The 16,203-nt window shown below is 66.6% G+C and carries 18 protein-coding genes; 9 read left to right on the forward strand and 9 right to left on the reverse strand.

What is annotated here, in order from left to right; all coding sequences use genetic code 11:
- Positions 1–28 precede the first annotated feature (28 nt).
- The 6 genes from dmpG to JYG32_RS19730 all read right to left on the reverse strand — a co-directional run bounded on the left by dmpG (position 29) and on the right by JYG32_RS19730 (position 6,791).
- Positions 29–1,060, reverse strand: coding sequence for a 4-hydroxy-2-oxovalerate aldolase (dmpG, locus tag JYG32_RS19705; protein WP_213266627.1), 1,032 nt, complete (start codon positions 1,058–1,060; stop codon positions 29–31).
- Between the two features lie 16 nt (positions 1,061–1,076).
- Positions 1,077–1,976, reverse strand: coding sequence for an acetaldehyde dehydrogenase (acetylating) (locus JYG32_RS19710; protein WP_213266628.1), 900 nt, complete (start codon positions 1,974–1,976; stop codon positions 1,077–1,079).
- Positions 1,977–1,989: 13 nt separating this feature from the next.
- Positions 1,990–2,772: a 2-oxopent-4-enoate hydratase gene (gene dmpE, locus JYG32_RS19715; RefSeq protein ID WP_213266629.1), complete on the reverse strand. Its 783-nt coding sequence runs from the start codon at positions 2,770–2,772 to the stop codon at positions 1,990–1,992.
- Positions 2,773–2,866: 94 nt separating this feature from the next.
- A complete protein-coding gene (locus JYG32_RS19720) occupies positions 2,867–4,249 on the reverse strand; it encodes a DUF1329 domain-containing protein (protein WP_213266630.1) in 1,383 nt (460 codons plus the stop codon).
- A gap of 41 nt (positions 4,250–4,290) precedes the next feature.
- Positions 4,291–5,856: a DUF1302 domain-containing protein gene (locus JYG32_RS19725; RefSeq protein ID WP_213266631.1), complete on the reverse strand. Its 1,566-nt coding sequence runs from the start codon at positions 5,854–5,856 to the stop codon at positions 4,291–4,293.
- A 155-nt stretch (positions 5,857–6,011) separates the two neighbouring features.
- Positions 6,012–6,791, reverse strand: coding sequence for an SDR family oxidoreductase (locus tag JYG32_RS19730; protein WP_213266632.1), 780 nt, complete (start codon positions 6,789–6,791; stop codon positions 6,012–6,014).
- Positions 6,792–6,930: 139 nt separating this feature from the next.
- Here JYG32_RS19730 and JYG32_RS19735 point away from each other — a divergent pair, with 139 nt between their 5' ends.
- From JYG32_RS19735 to JYG32_RS19755, 5 genes are all read left to right on the forward strand, one after another.
- Positions 6,931–7,767 carry an alpha/beta fold hydrolase gene (locus JYG32_RS19735; protein WP_213266633.1) on the forward strand — a complete coding sequence of 279 codons (837 nt, stop codon included), beginning with the start codon at positions 6,931–6,933 and terminating at the stop codon, positions 7,765–7,767.
- A gap of 77 nt (positions 7,768–7,844) precedes the next feature.
- Positions 7,845–8,633 (forward strand): SDR family NAD(P)-dependent oxidoreductase, encoded by a 789-nt coding sequence (locus JYG32_RS19740; RefSeq protein ID WP_174380377.1) that lies wholly within the window; start codon positions 7,845–7,847, stop codon positions 8,631–8,633.
- Positions 8,634–8,671: 38 nt separating this feature from the next.
- Positions 8,672–9,421 (forward strand): electron transfer flavoprotein subunit beta/FixA family protein, encoded by a 750-nt coding sequence (locus JYG32_RS19745; RefSeq protein WP_213266634.1) that lies wholly within the window; start codon positions 8,672–8,674, stop codon positions 9,419–9,421.
- A 16-nt stretch (positions 9,422–9,437) separates the two neighbouring features.
- The gene (locus tag JYG32_RS19750) at positions 9,438–10,382 is read left to right on the forward strand and encodes an electron transfer flavoprotein subunit alpha/FixB family protein (protein WP_213266635.1); all 945 of its coding nucleotides are present in this window, start codon (positions 9,438–9,440) and stop codon (positions 10,380–10,382) included.
- Between the two features lie 2 nt (positions 10,383–10,384).
- The gene (locus JYG32_RS19755) at positions 10,385–10,912 is read left to right on the forward strand and encodes a transferase hexapeptide repeat family protein (protein ID WP_213266636.1); all 528 of its coding nucleotides are present in this window, start codon (positions 10,385–10,387) and stop codon (positions 10,910–10,912) included.
- Positions 10,913–10,962: 50 nt separating this feature from the next.
- On the opposite strand, the gene JYG32_RS19760 is transcribed toward JYG32_RS19755, so the two are convergent.
- Positions 10,963–11,370 carry a hypothetical protein gene (locus tag JYG32_RS19760; protein WP_213266637.1) on the reverse strand — a complete coding sequence of 136 codons (408 nt, stop codon included), beginning with the start codon at positions 11,368–11,370 and terminating at the stop codon, positions 10,963–10,965.
- A 136-nt stretch (positions 11,371–11,506) separates the two neighbouring features.
- Here JYG32_RS19760 and JYG32_RS19765 point away from each other — a divergent pair, with 136 nt between their 5' ends.
- The 3 genes from JYG32_RS19765 to JYG32_RS19775 all read left to right on the forward strand — a co-directional run bounded on the left by JYG32_RS19765 (position 11,507) and on the right by JYG32_RS19775 (position 13,452).
- A complete protein-coding gene (locus JYG32_RS19765) occupies positions 11,507–11,755 on the forward strand; it encodes a hypothetical protein (RefSeq protein ID WP_213266638.1) in 249 nt (82 codons plus the stop codon).
- 264 nt (positions 11,756–12,019) lie between these two features.
- Entirely contained in the window at positions 12,020–12,664 is a 645-nt protein-coding gene (locus JYG32_RS19770) for a DUF1326 domain-containing protein (RefSeq protein WP_174380383.1), read from the forward strand.
- The gene (locus JYG32_RS19775; protein ID WP_213266639.1) at positions 12,661–13,452 is read left to right on the forward strand and encodes a DUF2182 domain-containing protein; all 792 of its coding nucleotides are present in this window, start codon (positions 12,661–12,663) and stop codon (positions 13,450–13,452) included. Before JYG32_RS19770 ends, JYG32_RS19775 begins: the two co-directional genes overlap by 4 nt.
- A gap of 6 nt (positions 13,453–13,458) precedes the next feature.
- Here JYG32_RS19775 and JYG32_RS19780 read toward each other — a convergent pair whose 3' ends face one another.
- Positions 13,459–13,944 carry a cupin domain-containing protein gene (locus tag JYG32_RS19780; RefSeq protein WP_213266640.1) on the reverse strand — a complete coding sequence of 162 codons (486 nt, stop codon included), beginning with the start codon at positions 13,942–13,944 and terminating at the stop codon, positions 13,459–13,461.
- A gap of 349 nt (positions 13,945–14,293) precedes the next feature.
- Here JYG32_RS19780 and JYG32_RS19785 point away from each other — a divergent pair, with 349 nt between their 5' ends.
- Positions 14,294–15,577 (forward strand): collagen-like triple helix repeat-containing protein, encoded by a 1,284-nt coding sequence (locus tag JYG32_RS19785; RefSeq protein WP_213266641.1) that lies wholly within the window; start codon positions 14,294–14,296, stop codon positions 15,575–15,577.
- A gap of 116 nt (positions 15,578–15,693) precedes the next feature.
- Here the strand turns inward: JYG32_RS19785 and JYG32_RS19790 are convergent, their stop codons facing one another.
- Positions 15,694–16,155, reverse strand: a complete 462-nt coding sequence (locus tag JYG32_RS19790) for an Lrp/AsnC family transcriptional regulator (protein ID WP_174380387.1) — start codon at positions 16,153–16,155, stop codon at positions 15,694–15,696.
- Between the last annotated feature and the right edge of the window lie 48 nt (positions 16,156–16,203).

Below are 16,203 nucleotides of genomic sequence, written 5' to 3' on the forward strand. Positions count from 1 at the left end.
CTTCCGGATGGATGACGGCCGTATTCGATTACGCCGCCACCGCCCGCGCCCGGACCATCGTCAGCGCCGCGTCCTCGATCATGTCCTCCTGGCCGCCTACAAGCCGCTGCCGGCCCAGTTCGACGAGGATGTCGCGCGCGGGAATCCCGTACTTCGCTTCCGCGCGCTTCGCGAACAGCAGGAACGACGAGTAGACGCCCGCATAACCGAGCGTCAGCGCATCGCGGTCGAGCCGGATCGGCGCATCCATGATCGGCACGACGAGATCCTCGGCGACGTCCGAGATCGCGAACACGTCGACGCCCGTCTCGATCCCCATCCGGTCGCATACCGCGACGAACACTTCCATCGGCGTGTTGCCCGCGCCGGCGCCGAGGCCGGCCGCGGCCGCGTCGATCCGGTTCGCGCCGGCGGCGACCGCCGCGACCGAGTTCGCGACGCCCATCGCGAGATTGTGGTGGCCGTGGAAGCCGAGCTCCGTCTCCGGCTTCAGCGCGGCGCGCACCTGGCCGATCCGCGCGGTCACGTCGTCGGGCAGCATGTGGCCGGCCGAATCGGTGATGTAGATGCAGTTCGCGCCGTACGACTCCATCAGCTTTGCCTGCACGACGAGCTGCTCGGGCGACGACATGTGCGCCATCATCAGGAAGCCGACGGTGTCGAGCCCGAGCGTGCGCGCGAGGCCGATGTGCTGCTCCGACACGTCGGCCTCGGTACAGTGCGTCGCGACGCGGATCGTGCCGACGCCGAGTTCGTGCGCCATCCGCAGGTGCTCGACGGTGCCGATGCCGGGCAGCAGCAGCGCCGACACCTTGGCCTGCTTCAGTTCCGGAATCACGGCGCTCAGGTACGCCTCGTCGGTGTGCGCGGGGAAACCGTAGTTGACCGACGCGCCGCCGAGCCCGTCGCCGTGCGTGACCTCGATCAGCGGTACGCCGGCCGCATCGAGCCCGCGCGCGATGTTGCGCATCTGGTCCAGCGTGATCTGGTGGCGCTTCGGGTGCATCCCGTCGCGCAGCGACATGTCGTGGACGGTGATCTTCTTGCCTGCAAGTGACATCGCGTGGCTCCTCAACTCAAGCGGTGGCGGCCGTCGCGGCCAGCATCTGTTCGGCGAAACGCTCGGCCGTGGCGGCCGCGGCGGCGGTCATGATGTCGAGGTTGCCCGCGTACTTCGGCAGGTAGTCGCCGAGCCCTTCGACTTCCATGAACACCGACACGCGATTGCCGTCGAATACCGGGCCGTTCTTCAGCGTGTAGCCGGGCACGTAGCGCTGCACTTCCTTGACCATCGCATGCACGGACGCGGTGATCGCGTCGACGTCGGGCGGCCCGTCGGTCAGGCAGTGGATCGTGTCGCGCATGATCAGCGGCGGCTCGGCCGGGTTGATCACGATGATCGCCTTGCCCTGGCGCGCGCCGCCGACCTGTTCGATCGCGCCGGACGTCGTGCGCGTGAATTCGTCGATGTTCTTGCGCGTGCCGGGGCCGACCGACTTCGACGACACCGTCGCGACGATCTCGCCGTACGCGACCGGCTGCACGCGCGACACCGCGTACACCATCGGGATCGTCGCCTGGCCGCCGCAGGTCACCATGTTCACGTTCATCTGTGCGCTGTCGAGATGCGCGTCGAGGTTCACCGGCGGCACGCAGTATGGCCCGATCGCGGCGGGCGTCAGGTCGATCATCTTCACGCCGAGCGCGGTGAGCTTGTCGGAGTTGTCGCGGTGCACGTACGCCGACGTCGCGTCGAACGCGATGCGGATGTCGTCGGCGGCCACGTGCGGCAGCAGCCCGTCGACGCCCTTGTCGGTGGTCTTCAGGCCGAATTCGCGGGCTCGCGCGAGGCCGTCGGACGCCGGATCGACGCCGACCATCCACACGGGTTCGAGCACCGGCGAGCGGCGCAGCTTGACCAGCAGGTCGGTGCCGATGTTGCCGGGACCGATCACTGCGCATTTGATTTTCTTCATCGGGATTGTTCCTTTAGATAAAGCGGACGTCACAGCTACCGATGCCGGAGATATGCATCGACAGTGCGTCGCCCGCCGTGACCGGAATCAGTTTCGCGAGCGAGCCGGACAGCACGATCTCGCCGGCCAGCAGCGGCACGTCGTACGCGGCGAGCGTGTTCGCGAGCCACGCGACCGCGTCGGCGGGATGGCCGAGCGCCGCGTCGCCGCGCCCTTGCGCGACCGGCTCGCCGTTTTTCTCGATCGTCATCTCGCACGCGGCGAGATCGAGCGTGCGCGGGTCGACGCGCGCTTCGCCGAGCACGTACACGCCGCACGACGCGTTGTCGGCGACGGTGTCCTCGATGCGGATCGCCCAGTCGCGGATGCGCGAATCGACGATCTCGAAGCAGGGCGCGACGGCGGCCGTTGCGGCGATCACGTCGGTGCGGTCGATGCCGGGGCCGTGCAGGTCGTGCGACAGGATGAACGCGATCTCGCCTTCGGCGCGCGGCGCGATCAGCGAGTCGGCGGCAATCGCCTCGCCGGCCGCGTAATGCATGCCGGACAGCAGGATGCCGAAATCGGGCTGGCGTACGTTCAGCATGTCCTGCACGGCCTGGCTCGTCACGCCGATCTTCTTGCCGACGACCGTTTCGCCCTGTTCGACGCGGCGTTCGATGAAGCGCTGCTGGATGCGGTAGGCGTCGTGGAGCGACAACCGGCGCGGGCGGCTCGACAGCGGCGCGACCGGTACGCGCGCGTGCCACGCGGCGTACAGCTCGTCGCCGAGCGTCGTATGCAGGCTGGAAGACATGAAAGGGCCCTCGAATGGAACAGGCCGCCGTCGCGGGCGGCGTCGTGCGCCGGAGCGGGGCTCCGGCGCGTGGGGCGCGGGCATGCCGCGTCGGTCAGTTACCCGAACTGCGGATCGCGTCCGGCGAGAAGTACGCCTCGTTGAACTGCGGGCTGTTGTCGAGCTTCGGCATCGGGCCTTCGTTCGTCAGGCGGTCGGCCATGTACGCGCCCGAGATCAGGTCGTGGAAGAACACCGCGCTCGGGTAGAACACCTTCGCGTCATACGCGTACAGCGACGTCGCGACGTTGGTGCGCCAGAGCTGGCCGCGCGCGTCGTAATTGTCCGCGAGCAGCGATTGCCACGAATCCTCGTCGATGTACAGCACGCGCTTCGCGTACTGGTGGCGATAGCCGCTCTTCAGCGTCGCCTGCAGCACCCACACGCGATGCAGCTCGTAGCGGATATACGCCGGGTTCTCGTGGCCCTTGGTCAGCAGGTCGCCGTACTTCAGCGAGCTGTCCATCACCTTGTAGTTGTCGTAGGGCACGTAGATCTCGCGCTTGCCGACGATCTTCCAGTCGTAGCGGTCGCCGGGGCCGTTGTACAGGCGATCATCATCGACCGTGCGGAAGCCGCCCGGGCCCTGCGGCTGGTCATAGCCGTATTCGGGCGCCTGGCGCACGCGCCGCGTGCCGGGGTTGTACATCCACGTGCGCGACGAGTTGTCCGCGCCGGCCTTGTCCCAGTTCGTGAAGCCGACGATCAGCGAGCCGCGGTCGGACAGCGGCAGCTCCGTCGCGTTGCGGTAGTACGTGCGGTTGTTCAGGTCGCTCTTCACGTCGTACTTGCCGACGTTGCGCGGCGAGTAGATGTCGTAGCGCACCTTGCCCCACGCGATGTTGCCGTCGGAGTACACGACCGCCTGGTCATAGGTGGCCTGCTCGGTGCCGATCGACGACGAGAAACGCTGGTTCCACAGCAGTTCGGCGGCGGTCTTCGGGATCGGGTAGGGCACCGTCGGCGGCGCATTCGTGAGGCCGTTCGCGTCGGACGTCATCGTCGAATCCGGCGCATACGCGCGGATGTCCTTGTAGACGGCATCCGGGTAGCGGAAGTCGCGGTGGCTCGGGTAGACGATGATCTTGAAGCTGGCCGGATAGCGCTTGAACATCGCCTTCTGGCCGTCGGTCAGGTGCTCGGCGTACTGCGCCATGTTTTCCGCGGTGATCGTCGCGACCGGCTTCTCGTTCGCGAACGGATCGGGGTAACGGCTGCCGCGCTTGTATTGCACGTCCGCCGGCGTGCCGAGCCACTTGCCCGACCACTCGGGCACACTGCTGTCCTTGCTCGCGGCGCGCATCGCGCCCATCGGGGTCAACTGGCCGTCGAGCGCCTTCAGGTCGTCCGGCGTGACCTTCGGGTACGACGCCGTCGCGACGAGCGCGCACGCGGCCATCACCGACGCGCGCATGAGGGGGAGACGAATTCGCTTCATGACTAATCCTCTTCTTGCTGAGTGACGAGCGGCCGGGCCGCTCAGAAGTGGTAGGTTGCCGTCGCCAGCACGTAGTCGCGATCGGCGAGCGGCCGCGTGACCGGGTTCGGCGAACCGAGGAACTTTGCGTAGACGAGCGACAGCGACAGGTTGCTCAGGCGCGTGAAGGTCACGCCGGCGGTCACGCGGTGGTCGCCCTGGCCCGTCAGCGAGCCGAGCGCGCCGGCCAGCGGCGACGTGCCCGCCAGGTCGTGCGTATAGGTCAGCGGCACGTCGAGATCCCAGCCGTTGAACACGTTCTTGTAGCTGAGCGTCCAGGCGATTTCCAGCGCGAGCGCGTTGCGCGTGTTCGCGAGCGTCGTCGAGCCGCCGAGCGCCGAGATGCTGCCCGCGTGCACGTACGTGAGTTCGCCGACCAGCGACTGCGAGTTCGCGAGGAAGCTCGGCCCGATCGAGTAGATGCCGGACAGGTTGGTCTGCAGCACGTTCGCGCGCGTCGACTGCGGGCCCGTCGCCGTATTGACGAGCACGGCCGCGCCCTGGCGGTACGACACTTCGCCCGCGACGTTCACGGGGCCGACCTGCGTCGAGAAGCTCGCGCCGGTCAGCTTGATGTTGTTGAAGTAGGTCTGCTGGTACTGGAGCGTCGGGAAGAACGTCGTGACGACGCTCGGGTTCATGTCGTTGTAGTGCAGGTAGTACAGGCCGAGCTCGGTGTCGCCGAGCACGCGGAAGCGCGCGCCGATCCCCCACTGGTTGCGTGCGCTCGGCTTGTCGTCGGGGCCGCGCGGAATCAGCATCCCGCCCGGGCCGATGATGTACTGCGCGCCGGGGCCAACCACGTCCGAATAGCTCCAGTAGGTGCCCGGCGCGGTGAGGCGGTTCTCCTTGAACGCGAACTGGTAATACGCGAGCAGGCTGAAGTTCGGCGTGATCTGCCACTGCGTCGAGATCTGCGGCACCGGCAGCAGGATGTCCTTCACCTCCGCGCCTGCCATATACGACTTGGTTGCGTCGGCGGGCCCCTGCGCACCCGCGATGTTCGGGAAGAACAGGCTTTCGCCCCACGCGACGACCTGGTCGCCGACCTTCACGTTCAGGCTCGTCGAGCCGATGTGGAACGTGTTGTATGCATACGCGGCCAGCAGCGTCGTGTGGCCGCCCGACCAGTAGCGCGCGTCGCTCGTGAAGTTGTTGTACTGGCCCGAGTGGTTCACGGTGCCCGGCGCGTCGTTGTAGTTCGGGCGGTGGTACGCCTGGTCGTAGAACGTGTCCGCGCGGACGAACACACCCCAGTCGTCGTGCTTCAGGTTCACTTCGCCGAGCAGGCTGACCTGGTTCTCGATCAGCTTGTTCTTCGCGAAGTTGCGGTCGCCGTCGTCGCCGTTGATGTTCGCCGGCGTCAGCAGATTGCCGCTCGGTGCGCGCGTGCGCATGCCGAGGCCGTAACTGAGCGTGAACGTATAGTCCAGCGTCGTGTCGGCGCCAAGCTCGATCGTGCTGCCTGCGTGCGCGTTCGGAACGGCGCACGTCAGCAGCGCGGCGGCCAGCGTCGACAGCGTGGCGGTTGCCCGCTTGTCGGTACGGCGCGAAATCCGTTGATGCATGGTGTCTCCTCTTGGGGGTATCGACGACGGTCGACTTTGTGTGTTGTCGTGAGAGGCAGAGTAGGGAGATCGCGGTAGCAGGGAATCGTCGAAATGAACTAGATGACTTCCCTAGGACTGGAAACGATTGGCCCGCACCGCATGCATTGCGTGCATCAACGTGCGGCCGCCTGCGCGGCGGTCAGGAACGCCGGCCGCTCGCCGCCGCCGTCGAGCCGCAGATTCGCGCCCGATGTGTACGACGCGTCGGGCGACGCGAGGAACAGGCATGCGGATGCGACGTCGTCGGGCGTCGCGAGCCGTCCGGCGGGAATCGTCGTGCGGATCGCGTCGAGCGCTTCGTCGTCGCCATAGTGGCCTTCGGTGGCCGATTCCGTCTGCACGAGGCTCGGGCTGATCGCGCACACGCGCACGCGCGGCGCCCACTCGACCGCGAGCGACGTGACGGCATTGACGAGGCCTGCTTTCGCGGCGCCGTACGCGGCCGTGCCGGGCGACGGCCGCGATGCGCTGACGCTCGCGATGAACAGCATCACGCCGCCTTCCGGCTGCGGCTGCATGATCGCGTTCACGCGCTGCGCGAGCTGCAGCGGCGCGATCAGGTTCAGCCGCACGATCGATTCGGTGAAGCGCGGCGACGCGTCGGCCGCGAGCGCGAACGGCGAGCCGCCCGCGTTGTTGACGAGCACGTCGAGGCCGCCCGCCGCGTCGCGGATCGCCGCGAGCATCGCGTCGACCTGCTCGATGTCGCGCAGGTCGGCCGCGACGAACGCCGCCGTGCGGCCGCCGGCCGAAGGCGGCGTGTCGGGCGCGCTGCGTCCGCAGACGAACACGCGTGCCCCTGCCGCGAGAAACCGCTCGGCGATGCGCCGCCCGATGCCCTTGGTGCCGCCCGTCACGAGCACCGTCTTGCCGCTGTAGTCGAATCCGTTCATCGTCAGCCTCCGTTTCGGTGGGCCGATGATAGGAAGAAGCGCGCGCGGCTTCGTAGTCTGAAAGGATGATGCCGGCCGGCGCCGGCGGCGCAATCATCGTGGCCAGGCATCCATCGAACGACGAAGGAGACAACCCGCGATGACGATCCCCACGACGCCGCCGGCCGGCATCTTCACCGACGTACCGGGCGGCTTGCGCCTGCACCATTACGAGGCGGGCGAGGGCCGGCCGGTGGTGTTCATCCACGGCAGCGGCCCGGGCGCCAGCGGTTTCAGCAACTTCAAGCACAACGTCCCGGCGTTCGCGGCGGCCGGCTATCGCGCGATCGTCGTCGACCTGCCCGGCTACGGGCAGTCGTCGAAACCGTCCGACGTCGCCTACACGCTCGATTTCTTCGTCGGCGCGCTGCATGCGCAGTTGGCCGCGCTCGGCATCGGGCCGGCCGTGCTGCTCGGCAACTCGCTCGGCGGCGCGATCGCGCTGAAATATGCACTCGACTATCCCGATGAGGTCGACGGGCTGATCATGATGGCGCCGGGCGGCGTCGAGGATCGCGACACCTATTTCCGGATGGAAGGGATTCAGCGGATGGTGAAGCTGTTCACCAATCGCCAGATGAATGACGACACGATGCGCGAGCTGCTGACGCTGCTCGTGCACGACCCGGCGATCGTCACCGACGCGCTGGTGGCCGAGCGGATGAAGGTGTGCGTCGAACAGCCGACCGAAGTGCTGTCGACGATGAGCGTGCCGAACCTGACCGATGCGCTCGGCGACTTGCGCAGCCCCGTGCTCGGTTTCTGGGGCACGGACGACCGCTTCAATCCGGTCGGCGGCGCGCTGAAGTTCCTCGAACGCTGCCGCGACGCGCGCTTCGTGCTGATGAACCGGTGCGGCCACTGGGTGATGGTGGAACACGCCGATTATTTCAATCGGGAATGCCTCGATTTTCTTGCGACGCGGATTGCGCGATAACGCCGGATCCCCTTGAAGGCCGCCCCGCACGCGGGCGGCCCCGGCATGGGCCGCTCATCTGAATACACGGAGACACCATGAAACTCATCGAAGAACTGTTCGACCTGCGCGGCAAGGTGGCCGCGATCACCGGCGGCGCGCGCGGCATCGGCGCGGAGACGGCGCGCACGCTGGCGGCGGCCGGCGCGAGCGTCGCGATCCTCGACGTGCTGTCGCAGCCGGCGGAAGCGCTGGTCGAGGAAATCCGCGCGCAGGGCGGGCAGGCCGCGTTCTGGTCGCTCGACGTGACGCACGAGGCCGACGTGGCGCGCGTGTTCGGCGAGATCGTCGCGCGCTTCGGGCGCCTCGACGTGCTCGTGAACAACGCGGGCATCGAAGGGCACAACGTGCCGACGCACGAACTCACGCTCGCGCACTGGCAGCGCGTGCAGGACGTGAACGTCAACGGCGTGTTCCTGTGCACGCGCGCGGCGATTCCGCATATCGACGCGGCCGGCGGCGGGTCGATCGTGAACCTGTCGTCGATGTACGGGATCGTCGGCGGCCCCGACGTGCCCGCGTATCACGCGTCGAAGGCCGCGGTGCGGATGATGGCGAAGGTCGACGCGATGCTGTACGCGACGAAGAACATCCGCGCGAACTCGGTACACCCCGGCTATATCCGCACGCCGATGCTCGAGGAGGCGTTCCGCCAGATGGGGCAGGACCCCGATCGCGCATTCGAGTACATGCAGACAAACGTGCCGATGGCGAAGATCGGCAGCCCGCGCGACATCGCGGCCGGCATCCTGTATCTCGTGTCGCCGGCGGGCCGTTACGTGACCGGCGCGGAGCTCGTGATCGACGGCGGCTACACCGCGCGCTGACGCAACGCGATACACGCAACGGAACAGGAGACAGGCAGTTGAAAGTGCTCGTGGCAGTGAAACGCGTGGTCGACGCGAACGTGAAGGTCGGCGTGAAATCCGACCGGACCGGCGTCGACATCGCGAACGTGAAGATGTCGATGAACCCGTTCGACGAGATCGCGGTGGAAGAGGCCGTGCGGTTGAAGGAGGCCGGTGTCGCGACCGAAGTGATCGCCGTGTCGGTGGGCGTCGCGCAGGCGCAGGAAACGCTGCGTACGGCGCTCGCGATCGGCGCGGATCGCGCGATCCTCGTCGAATCGAATGAAGGCGTCGAGCCGCTTGGTGTCGCGAAGGTGCTGAAGGCGCTGGTCGACCGGGAGCAGCCTTCGCTCGTGATCCTCGGCAAGCAGGCGATCGACGACGATTCGAACCAGACCGGCCAGATGCTGGCTGCGCTCGCGGGCCTGCCGCAGGCGACGTTCGCATCGAAGGTGGTGATCGCCGACGGCCGCGCGACGGTTGCGCGCGAAGTCGACGGCGGCGCGGAAACGCTGTCGCTTCAACTGCCGGCCGTGGTGACCACGGACCTGCGTTTGAACGAGCCGCGCTACGTGACGCTGCCGAACATCATGAAGGCGAAGAAGAAGCCGCTGGAAGTCGTGAAACCCGATGACCTTGGCGTGGATGTGATGCCGCGCGTGAAGGTGCTCAAGGTGAACGAGCCGCCGAAGCGCGCGGCCGGCGTGAAGGTGCCGGACGTGCAGACGCTGGTCGGGAAGCTGAAGACCGAAGCCAGGGTGCTGTAACAGGGAACGCAACGAAATGACGATTCTGGTAATTGCGGAACACGACAATGCGTCGGTCAAGGCCGCGACGTTGAATGCCGTGGCAGCAGCGCAGGCGCTCGGCGCGGCCGGTGGTGGCGATATTCACGTGTTGATCGCGGGACACGGCGCGCAGGCGGCAGCCGATGCCGCGGCAAAGATCGCCGGTGTTTCGAAGGTGCTGCTGGCCGACGCGCCGCACTTGGCCGATGGTCTGGCCGAGAACGTCGAAGCGACCGCGCTGAACATCGCGAAGGACTACTCGCACATCCTCGCGCCGGCCACCGCGTACGGCAAGAACATCGCGCCGCGTATCGCCGCGAAGCTGGACGTCGCGCAGATTTCGGACATCACGGCGGTCGTTTCGGCCGATACGTTCGAGCGGCCAATCTACGCCGGCAACGCGATCGCGACGGTGCAGTCGGGCGATCCGGTCAAGGTCATCACGGTGCGTGCGACGGGTTTCGACCCGGTTGCGGCCGAAGGCGGCACGGCAGCGGTCGAGAAGATCGAAGCGGCGGCCGACGCAGGCATGTCGCAGTTCGTGAGCCGTGAAGTGACGAAGCTGGACCGTCCGGAACTTACCAGCGCGAAGATCATCGTGTCGGGCGGCCGCGGTCTGGGCAGCGGCGAGAACTTCGCGTTGGTGCTGGAGCCGTTGGCCGACAAGCTGCAGGCCGCGCTCGGCGCATCGCGCGCGGCGGTCGACGCGGGCTACGTGCCGAACGATTACCAGGTCGGCCAGACCGGCAAGATCGTTGCGCCGCAGTTGTACATCGCGGTCGGTATCTCCGGGGCGATCCAGCATCTCGCCGGCATGAAGGATTCGAAGGTGATCGTCGCGATCAACAAGGATCCGGAAGCGCCGATCTTCAGCGTGGCCGACTACGGCCTCGTCGGCGATCTGTTCGCGCTCGTGCCGGAAGCGGTCGCGGCGCTCTGACGATGCCGCTGTTCGAATTCAACGGGATGCGGCCGCGCGTCGATCCGTCCACGTATGTCGACCCGAGCGCGGTCGTGATCGGCGACGTGACGATCGGCGCGCGCTGCTATATCGGCCCGCATGCGAGCCTGCGCGGCGACTTCGGCGCGATCGTCGTCGACGACGGCAGCAACGTGCAGGACGGTTGCGTGCTGCATGTCGGGATCGGCGAGACGTGCCGGCTCGGCGTCAACAGCCACATCGGCCATGGTGCGATCGTGCATGGCGCGACGCTCGAACCGGACACGATGATCGGGATGAACGCGGTCGTGATGGACGGCGCGACGATCGGCAAGACGACGATCGTCGCCGCGTGCGCGTTCGTGAAGGCCGGGTACGACGTGCCGCGCGGCGTGCTGCTCGCGGGCGTGCCGGCGCGCGTCGTGCGGCGGCTGAGCGACGCGGAGATCGACGCGAAGGCGAACGGCACGCGGATTTATCAGCAGTTGGCGGCGGATTGTTTGAAGACGATCAGGCGGATTGACGGGTGAGCGGAGTGCCGGCGGACGGGGTTTCGACGAACGCGCGGGCCGCCCGTCACTCATGTCGGCTCGTGCTTGATCGCGCGAAAACCTTCCGCCGTCGACGTAAAGCCTGCAAATCCGAGTGCGGACAATGCTTGCTGGAGGTGATCCGAAAACGGCGTGCCGTAGACGTCCAGAATCGAATAGCCGTCTCGATGCATCTCCTTGTTGTGGTGATCGTCCACCGCGTCCAGTATTCCGGCACACCAGCTTTCGCGATCGCTGCCATATCGCAGGAATGTGGTCACGCCACCTTCGACGACTTGCCCGGGCAGGGCCGGTGACGCATTCCGGATCCGTGTGACCACGGCATCGTTCACGGGACTCGTCACGACCCACGTATGCGATGCGATGGCGGCGATATCGCGAATCCGCTCGCCACTTCCGGGATCGACGATCAGTGCGATGGTGTCCTGCTTCTTCATGGGCGTTCTCCGTTGTTCTTGCGAGGTTGCGAGTCGATTGCGCCCGCCGGTCGATCGGGACGATACCGGATCGATTGCGTCACACATCGCCGTTGGCTTAAGATCGGCGGGAATTCATCCCACGCCTTCAGCGACAATGAAAACGAGCATACGCCTGCGGGTCGCCGTCATTACCTCCGCCTTTGCGGTCTTCAACGTCTACATGCACATTCAGCAGTTCATCAGCGGCTGCGTATGGGTCAGGGGCCATCACCGCTGCAGTTTCGAAAACAGCGCGAATTTCGAAGGCTGGATGGATCTCGACCTGATGATCACGTGTTGCTGGGTCGCCGCCGCCGTGGTGGGCTGGGTGTCCGTCGCACAGGCGGCGAGGAAGCCGGGTTAGCGGGGCGACGCCCGGGTTCGACGAAACGGCCGCGACATCGCGCTCGATCGAATCGACGCTGTCAATCGGTGACAACGCGTATTCGCTGGTTGGCAGCGAAGCTGTTCCGAATCCATTCGAACGGGGAATGAACTCGCGAGCGGCTGTCGGCGGAAGCGATCATGACGATCCTCGGCGGCAAAAGCCGGTGAGCCGGCTTTGATTTCGCCGATGCCGTGCACTAGATTCGAAGCGTTCATGTGTCACAGAGCGCGAGGTAGAGCCATGACTCCGTGGGAGATTCAGGGCACCGAAATGATCAATTGCAATTGCTCATACGGTTGCCCTTGCCAGTTCAATGCGCTGCCGACCAACGGCAATTGCGAAGCGATGGGCGCGATTTCGATCGACAGCGGCCACTACGGCGACGTGGTGCTCGACGGCGTCAGGATCGCGGTCGTGTTCCAGTGGCCGGGGCCGATCCACGAAGGCAAGGGCAAGTGCCAGCCGATCGTCGACGAGCGCGCCAGTCCGGCACAGCGCGAAGCGGTGCTGAAGATCATGACCGGTCAGGATACCGATCCGTTTGCGACGATGTTCTCGGTATTCGCGTCGACGCTCGAGCAGGCGTTCGAGCCGATCTTCACGAAGATCGATTTCGACGTCGATGTCGATGCGCGGCGCGGCCGGATTCACGTCGACGGCGTGTTTGACGTCGCGGGCGAGCCGATTCGCAACCCGGTGACGGGCGCCGAGCATCGCGTGCGGATCGACCTGCCGTACGGCTTCGAATACGAGCTGGCCGAGATCGGTTCGGGCACGGGGCGCTCGCAAGGCAACATCGCGTTGAAGTTCGACGGAACCTATGTGCAGTTCGCGCGGCTGCACCTGAACAACCACGGGCTGATCCGGCATCGCGCCGCGGCATGACGCCGTTCGACACCTGGCTCGGGCGCGAGCGCGTCATCACGCTGCTCGGCATGGCCGCGCTCGTCGGCGTGTGCTGGTTCTATCTGTGGACGGGCGCGGGAACCGGCATGTCGGCGCTGGAGATGACGACGGTCGCGCTCTTTCCGCATCGACTGGCGGCCGACATGGGCAGTATGGATCCGTCGCTGCCGACCGTGATCGTGATGTGGTGGGTGATGATGATCGCGATGATGACGCCCAGCGCGGCGCCGCTCGTGATGCTGTACCGGCGCGTGCTGCGGCATCGCGGCGCGGACGGTTCGGGTGCCGCATTCACGTCGATGTCGCTGCTGGCCGGTTATCTGGCCGCATGGCTCGCGTTCTCGATCGGCGCGGCGTTGCTTCAGGTGCTGCTGCAGCCGGCCGGGCTGATCTCCGCGATGATGCTGTGGTCGAAGAGCGCTGTGCTTTCCGCGGTCGTTCTCGCGCTGGCCGGGCTCTATCAATTCTCGCCGCTGAAACGCGCGTGCCTTCGGCAATGCCGCGCGCCGGCCGGTTTTCTTGTCGCGCACTGGCGTCCGGGCGTCGTCGGCAGTTTCCTGCTCGGCGCACGCCACGGCATGGTTTGCGTGGGCTGCTGCTGGTTGCTGATGACGCTGCTGTTCGTCGGCGGCGTGATGAATGTCGTCTGGATTGCCGCGCTGTCGCTGTTCGTGTTCGCGGAAAAAATCCTGCCCGGCGGCGATCTTGTCGGGCGCGTGCTGGGTGTTGTGCTGATCGTCTGGGCCGGTGTGACGTTGATCGTGTGACCCGGATCACTCGCGTCCGGCGGCCGCCCCCGAGTCGTGATCCACGATGACTTTGTCGGCGCCCGCCTTGTACAGTCGCTTGCCGAGCTTCGGATAGTCGCACACGTCGTGTTCCGGACGATCGCCGGCAACGAGATAAACCAGGGGCCGGTTGCCCGTATTGAGCATCGTATGCGCGCTGCCGCCACGCGCGAATCCCATGAAGTCGCCCGCACTGACCGGATAGGCGTGGCCATCGATGATTGCCTCGCCGATGCCGGAGAGGATGTAGACGCATTCTTCCGCGTAGAGGTGCCGGTGATATTCCGTTGATTCGTGTCCCGGCATCAACGTCATCAGGTGAAAGCCGAGTTGCGTGAGCCCCGTTGCGTCGCCAAGCGACCTTTTCTGGCGGATTGCGTTCTCGTTCAACGGATGGACGGATCGCTCCGGTTCCATCGCCGCGATGTCGGCGGCTTTCAGGATTTCACGCGGGTTGCTCAGGGTCGTCATCGTCTGTCGTTTCCGAGGATCGGGGCGCCGGCGGCGCGCGAGGAGGGCGAATTCCGCGGGCTGGTACCGACGATAGCATCGTTGCACGCTCCCGAACGGCAATACGCGGCAGGACTTCGCGTCTCGTTGCGCGATGCTACGTAACGCAGGGGCGACGTTACGCAGGTGTTACCGGGACGTCGGGCCGGATTGCACCTCGGGGTTGAACCCGGATGCCGCGCGTCGGGCCGGCGATGCCTGTCGGCACGGCACGATCAGAGGCGATTGCGGGGGCGTCGTCGATATCGACGACGATGGCACGATAGATGCTTGCTGGAATGATCGCGCTGAATAACTAACGGGGGCTTCCATGCAAAATCGTTTCATCAAGGCGAACGTTGCGCTCGCCGCCATTGCCGCGGCGTGTGCGCTGGCAGCGTGCGGCGGCGGTGACGTTACGGCACCGCCGCTGGCCGGTAACAAGATCGGAACGAGTACGAGTGGAACCAGTGGTACGAGTGGAACCAGCGGGACGAGTGGAACCAGTGGTACGAGCGGGACCAGCAGCGGGACCAGTGGCACTAGTGGCACCAGCGGGACAAGCGGGACAAGCGGGACAAGCGGGACAAGCGGGACAAGCGGGACAAGCGGGACAAGCGGGACAAGCGGGACAAGCGGGACAAGCGGCACAAGCGGCACAAGCGGCACAAGCGGCACAAGCGGCACAAGCGGCACAAGCGGCACCAGCGGCACCAGCGGAATCGGCGGCACGAGCGGAACCAGCGGTACGCCCGGCACGAACGGCATCATCAGCTCCGTCGGCGCGGTCGTCACGGACGCGGGCGTCACGGTCGGCGGCGCAAGCCTGCCAGGCGGCGTCAGCAAGGGCGTGACCGCCGGGTCGGCCGACACGGTCACCGGCGTCGGCACGATCGTCCGCGATACGTCGAACGCCGTGAGCAGCGGCATCGGCCAGATCGGCTTCACGGCGAACCCGGTCGGCACGACGGTCGCCGGCCTCGGCACCATCGTCGGCTCGACCAGCAACCCGGTTACCGGTCTCGGCGAAACGGTGAAGGCGCTCGGCTCCGGCCCGCTGTCGCCGCTGGCGCCGATCACGACGCCGGTCGGCGGCCTGCTCGACACGGTGGCCGGCGGTCTGACATCGGGCGGCACCATGCTCGGCTCGGCCCTGTCGTCGGGCCCGGTCCAGCAGGCGACGCAGGCACTCAGCACGGCGATCACGCCGCTCGTGACGACGGCCGGCCAGCTCACGCAGCAGGTCGGCACGGCGACCGGCCTCGGTCAGCCGGTCGCCGGCCTGCTCGGGCAAGTCGGCGGGGCAATCACATCCGCCGGATGGAAGGTGACGTCTACGTCGCCGCAGCCGGTCGTCGGTGGTGCCGGTGACCTCGTCCGTGCGGTCGGCAATACGGTGACCAATGTGGGCGGGCTCGTGAACCCGAGCGGCGCGAACGGCGCAGTGCCGATAGCCGGTCTGGTGACGAGCGTGGTCGGCGGCATGCCGTGGGTCGTGCACGACGGTTCCGCTGCCGGCACGGGCGGAGGCACGCCGGCGGGCGGTCTCGCCAATCCGCTCGCGCCGGTTACGTCGCTGGTGGGCGGCCTGCTCGGCGGCGCGGTCGGCAAATAGCCGATCGGCGCCGAACGTCACACAGGCAAACGGCCGAATGGCCTTGGGCGGCCGGCAGGTACGGCCGCCCGAGGTTCAGGCCGGGATGTGTCGGCCGGCCATGAAAACCCGGCCCGCTACTTGCGGCCGTCATCGAACTTCGACGGCGGCCGCGCCAGCCCGCGCGCCGGCAGCGGCGTCGACATCACGATCGACGTGCGCGTTTCGCCGTACAGGTTGATGCGTTCGATCAACTGTTCGAGATGGGTCATGCTGGTGGCGACGAACCGCATGACATACGAGTCGGCGCCCGTCACGTGATGGCATTCGACGACTTCGGGAATCGTCTCCAGCAACTTGAGGAATTTCGCTTTCGCCGGCTGCGGCACCGTGATGCCGATCAGCGCGCTCACCGGATAACCGGCCGCGGCCGGATTGATCCGGGCCGTGTAGCCCTCGACGACGCCGGCCGTTTCAAGACGCTTCACGCGTTCCGTCACCGCCGGCACCGACAGGTGAACCTGACGGGCCAGCTCCGTATAGCTGATGCGGGCGTTGGCCTGCAGCAGCGCCAGTACCTTCCAGTCCAGATCGTCCATCGCGGCGGGATTTTTTAAGGAAGAATGGCCATTTTTCCTTAAAAACCG

It is taken from the genome of Burkholderia pyrrocinia, assembly GCF_018417535.1.
Classification (GTDB): domain Bacteria; phylum Pseudomonadota; class Gammaproteobacteria; order Burkholderiales; family Burkholderiaceae; genus Burkholderia; species Burkholderia pyrrocinia_E.

What these genes read in the sequence shown, in the direction of transcription:
- JYG32_RS19775 (WP_213266639.1), top strand. Translation starts at nt 12,661, where the DNA reads ATGACGCCGTTCGACACCTGGCTCGGGCGCGAGCGCGTCATCACGCTG.
- JYG32_RS19790 (WP_174380387.1), bottom strand. Translation starts at nt 16,155, where the DNA reads ATGGACGATCTGGACTGGAAGGTACTGGCGCTGCTGCAGGCCAACGCC.
- dmpE (WP_213266629.1), bottom strand. Translation starts at nt 2,772, where the DNA reads ATGTCTTCCAGCCTGCATACGACGCTCGGCGACGAGCTGTACGCCGCG.
- JYG32_RS19785 (WP_213266641.1), top strand. Translation starts at nt 14,294, where the DNA reads ATGCAAAATCGTTTCATCAAGGCGAACGTTGCGCTCGCCGCCATTGCC.
- JYG32_RS19740 (WP_174380377.1), top strand. Translation starts at nt 7,845, where the DNA reads ATGAAACTCATCGAAGAACTGTTCGACCTGCGCGGCAAGGTGGCCGCG.
- JYG32_RS19725 (WP_213266631.1), bottom strand. Translation starts at nt 5,856, where the DNA reads ATGCATCAACGGATTTCGCGCCGTACCGACAAGCGGGCAACCGCCACG.
- JYG32_RS19720 (WP_213266630.1), bottom strand. Translation starts at nt 4,249, where the DNA reads ATGAAGCGAATTCGTCTCCCCCTCATGCGCGCGTCGGTGATGGCCGCG.
- JYG32_RS19735 (WP_213266633.1), top strand. Translation starts at nt 6,931, where the DNA reads ATGACGATCCCCACGACGCCGCCGGCCGGCATCTTCACCGACGTACCG.
- JYG32_RS19780 (WP_213266640.1), bottom strand. Translation starts at nt 13,944, where the DNA reads ATGACGACCCTGAGCAACCCGCGTGAAATCCTGAAAGCCGCCGACATC.
- JYG32_RS19750 (WP_213266635.1), top strand. Translation starts at nt 9,438, where the DNA reads ATGACGATTCTGGTAATTGCGGAACACGACAATGCGTCGGTCAAGGCC.
- dmpG (WP_213266627.1), bottom strand. Translation starts at nt 1,060, where the DNA reads ATGTCACTTGCAGGCAAGAAGATCACCGTCCACGACATGTCGCTGCGC.
- JYG32_RS19760 (WP_213266637.1), bottom strand. Translation starts at nt 11,370, where the DNA reads ATGAAGAAGCAGGACACCATCGCACTGATCGTCGATCCCGGAAGTGGC.
- JYG32_RS19710 (WP_213266628.1), bottom strand. Translation starts at nt 1,976, where the DNA reads ATGAAGAAAATCAAATGCGCAGTGATCGGTCCCGGCAACATCGGCACC.
- JYG32_RS19730 (WP_213266632.1), bottom strand. Translation starts at nt 6,791, where the DNA reads ATGAACGGATTCGACTACAGCGGCAAGACGGTGCTCGTGACGGGCGGC.
- JYG32_RS19765 (WP_213266638.1), top strand. Translation starts at nt 11,507, where the DNA reads ATGAAAACGAGCATACGCCTGCGGGTCGCCGTCATTACCTCCGCCTTT.
- JYG32_RS19755 (WP_213266636.1), top strand. Translation starts at nt 10,385, where the DNA reads ATGCCGCTGTTCGAATTCAACGGGATGCGGCCGCGCGTCGATCCGTCC.
- JYG32_RS19770 (WP_174380383.1), top strand. Translation starts at nt 12,020, where the DNA reads ATGACTCCGTGGGAGATTCAGGGCACCGAAATGATCAATTGCAATTGC.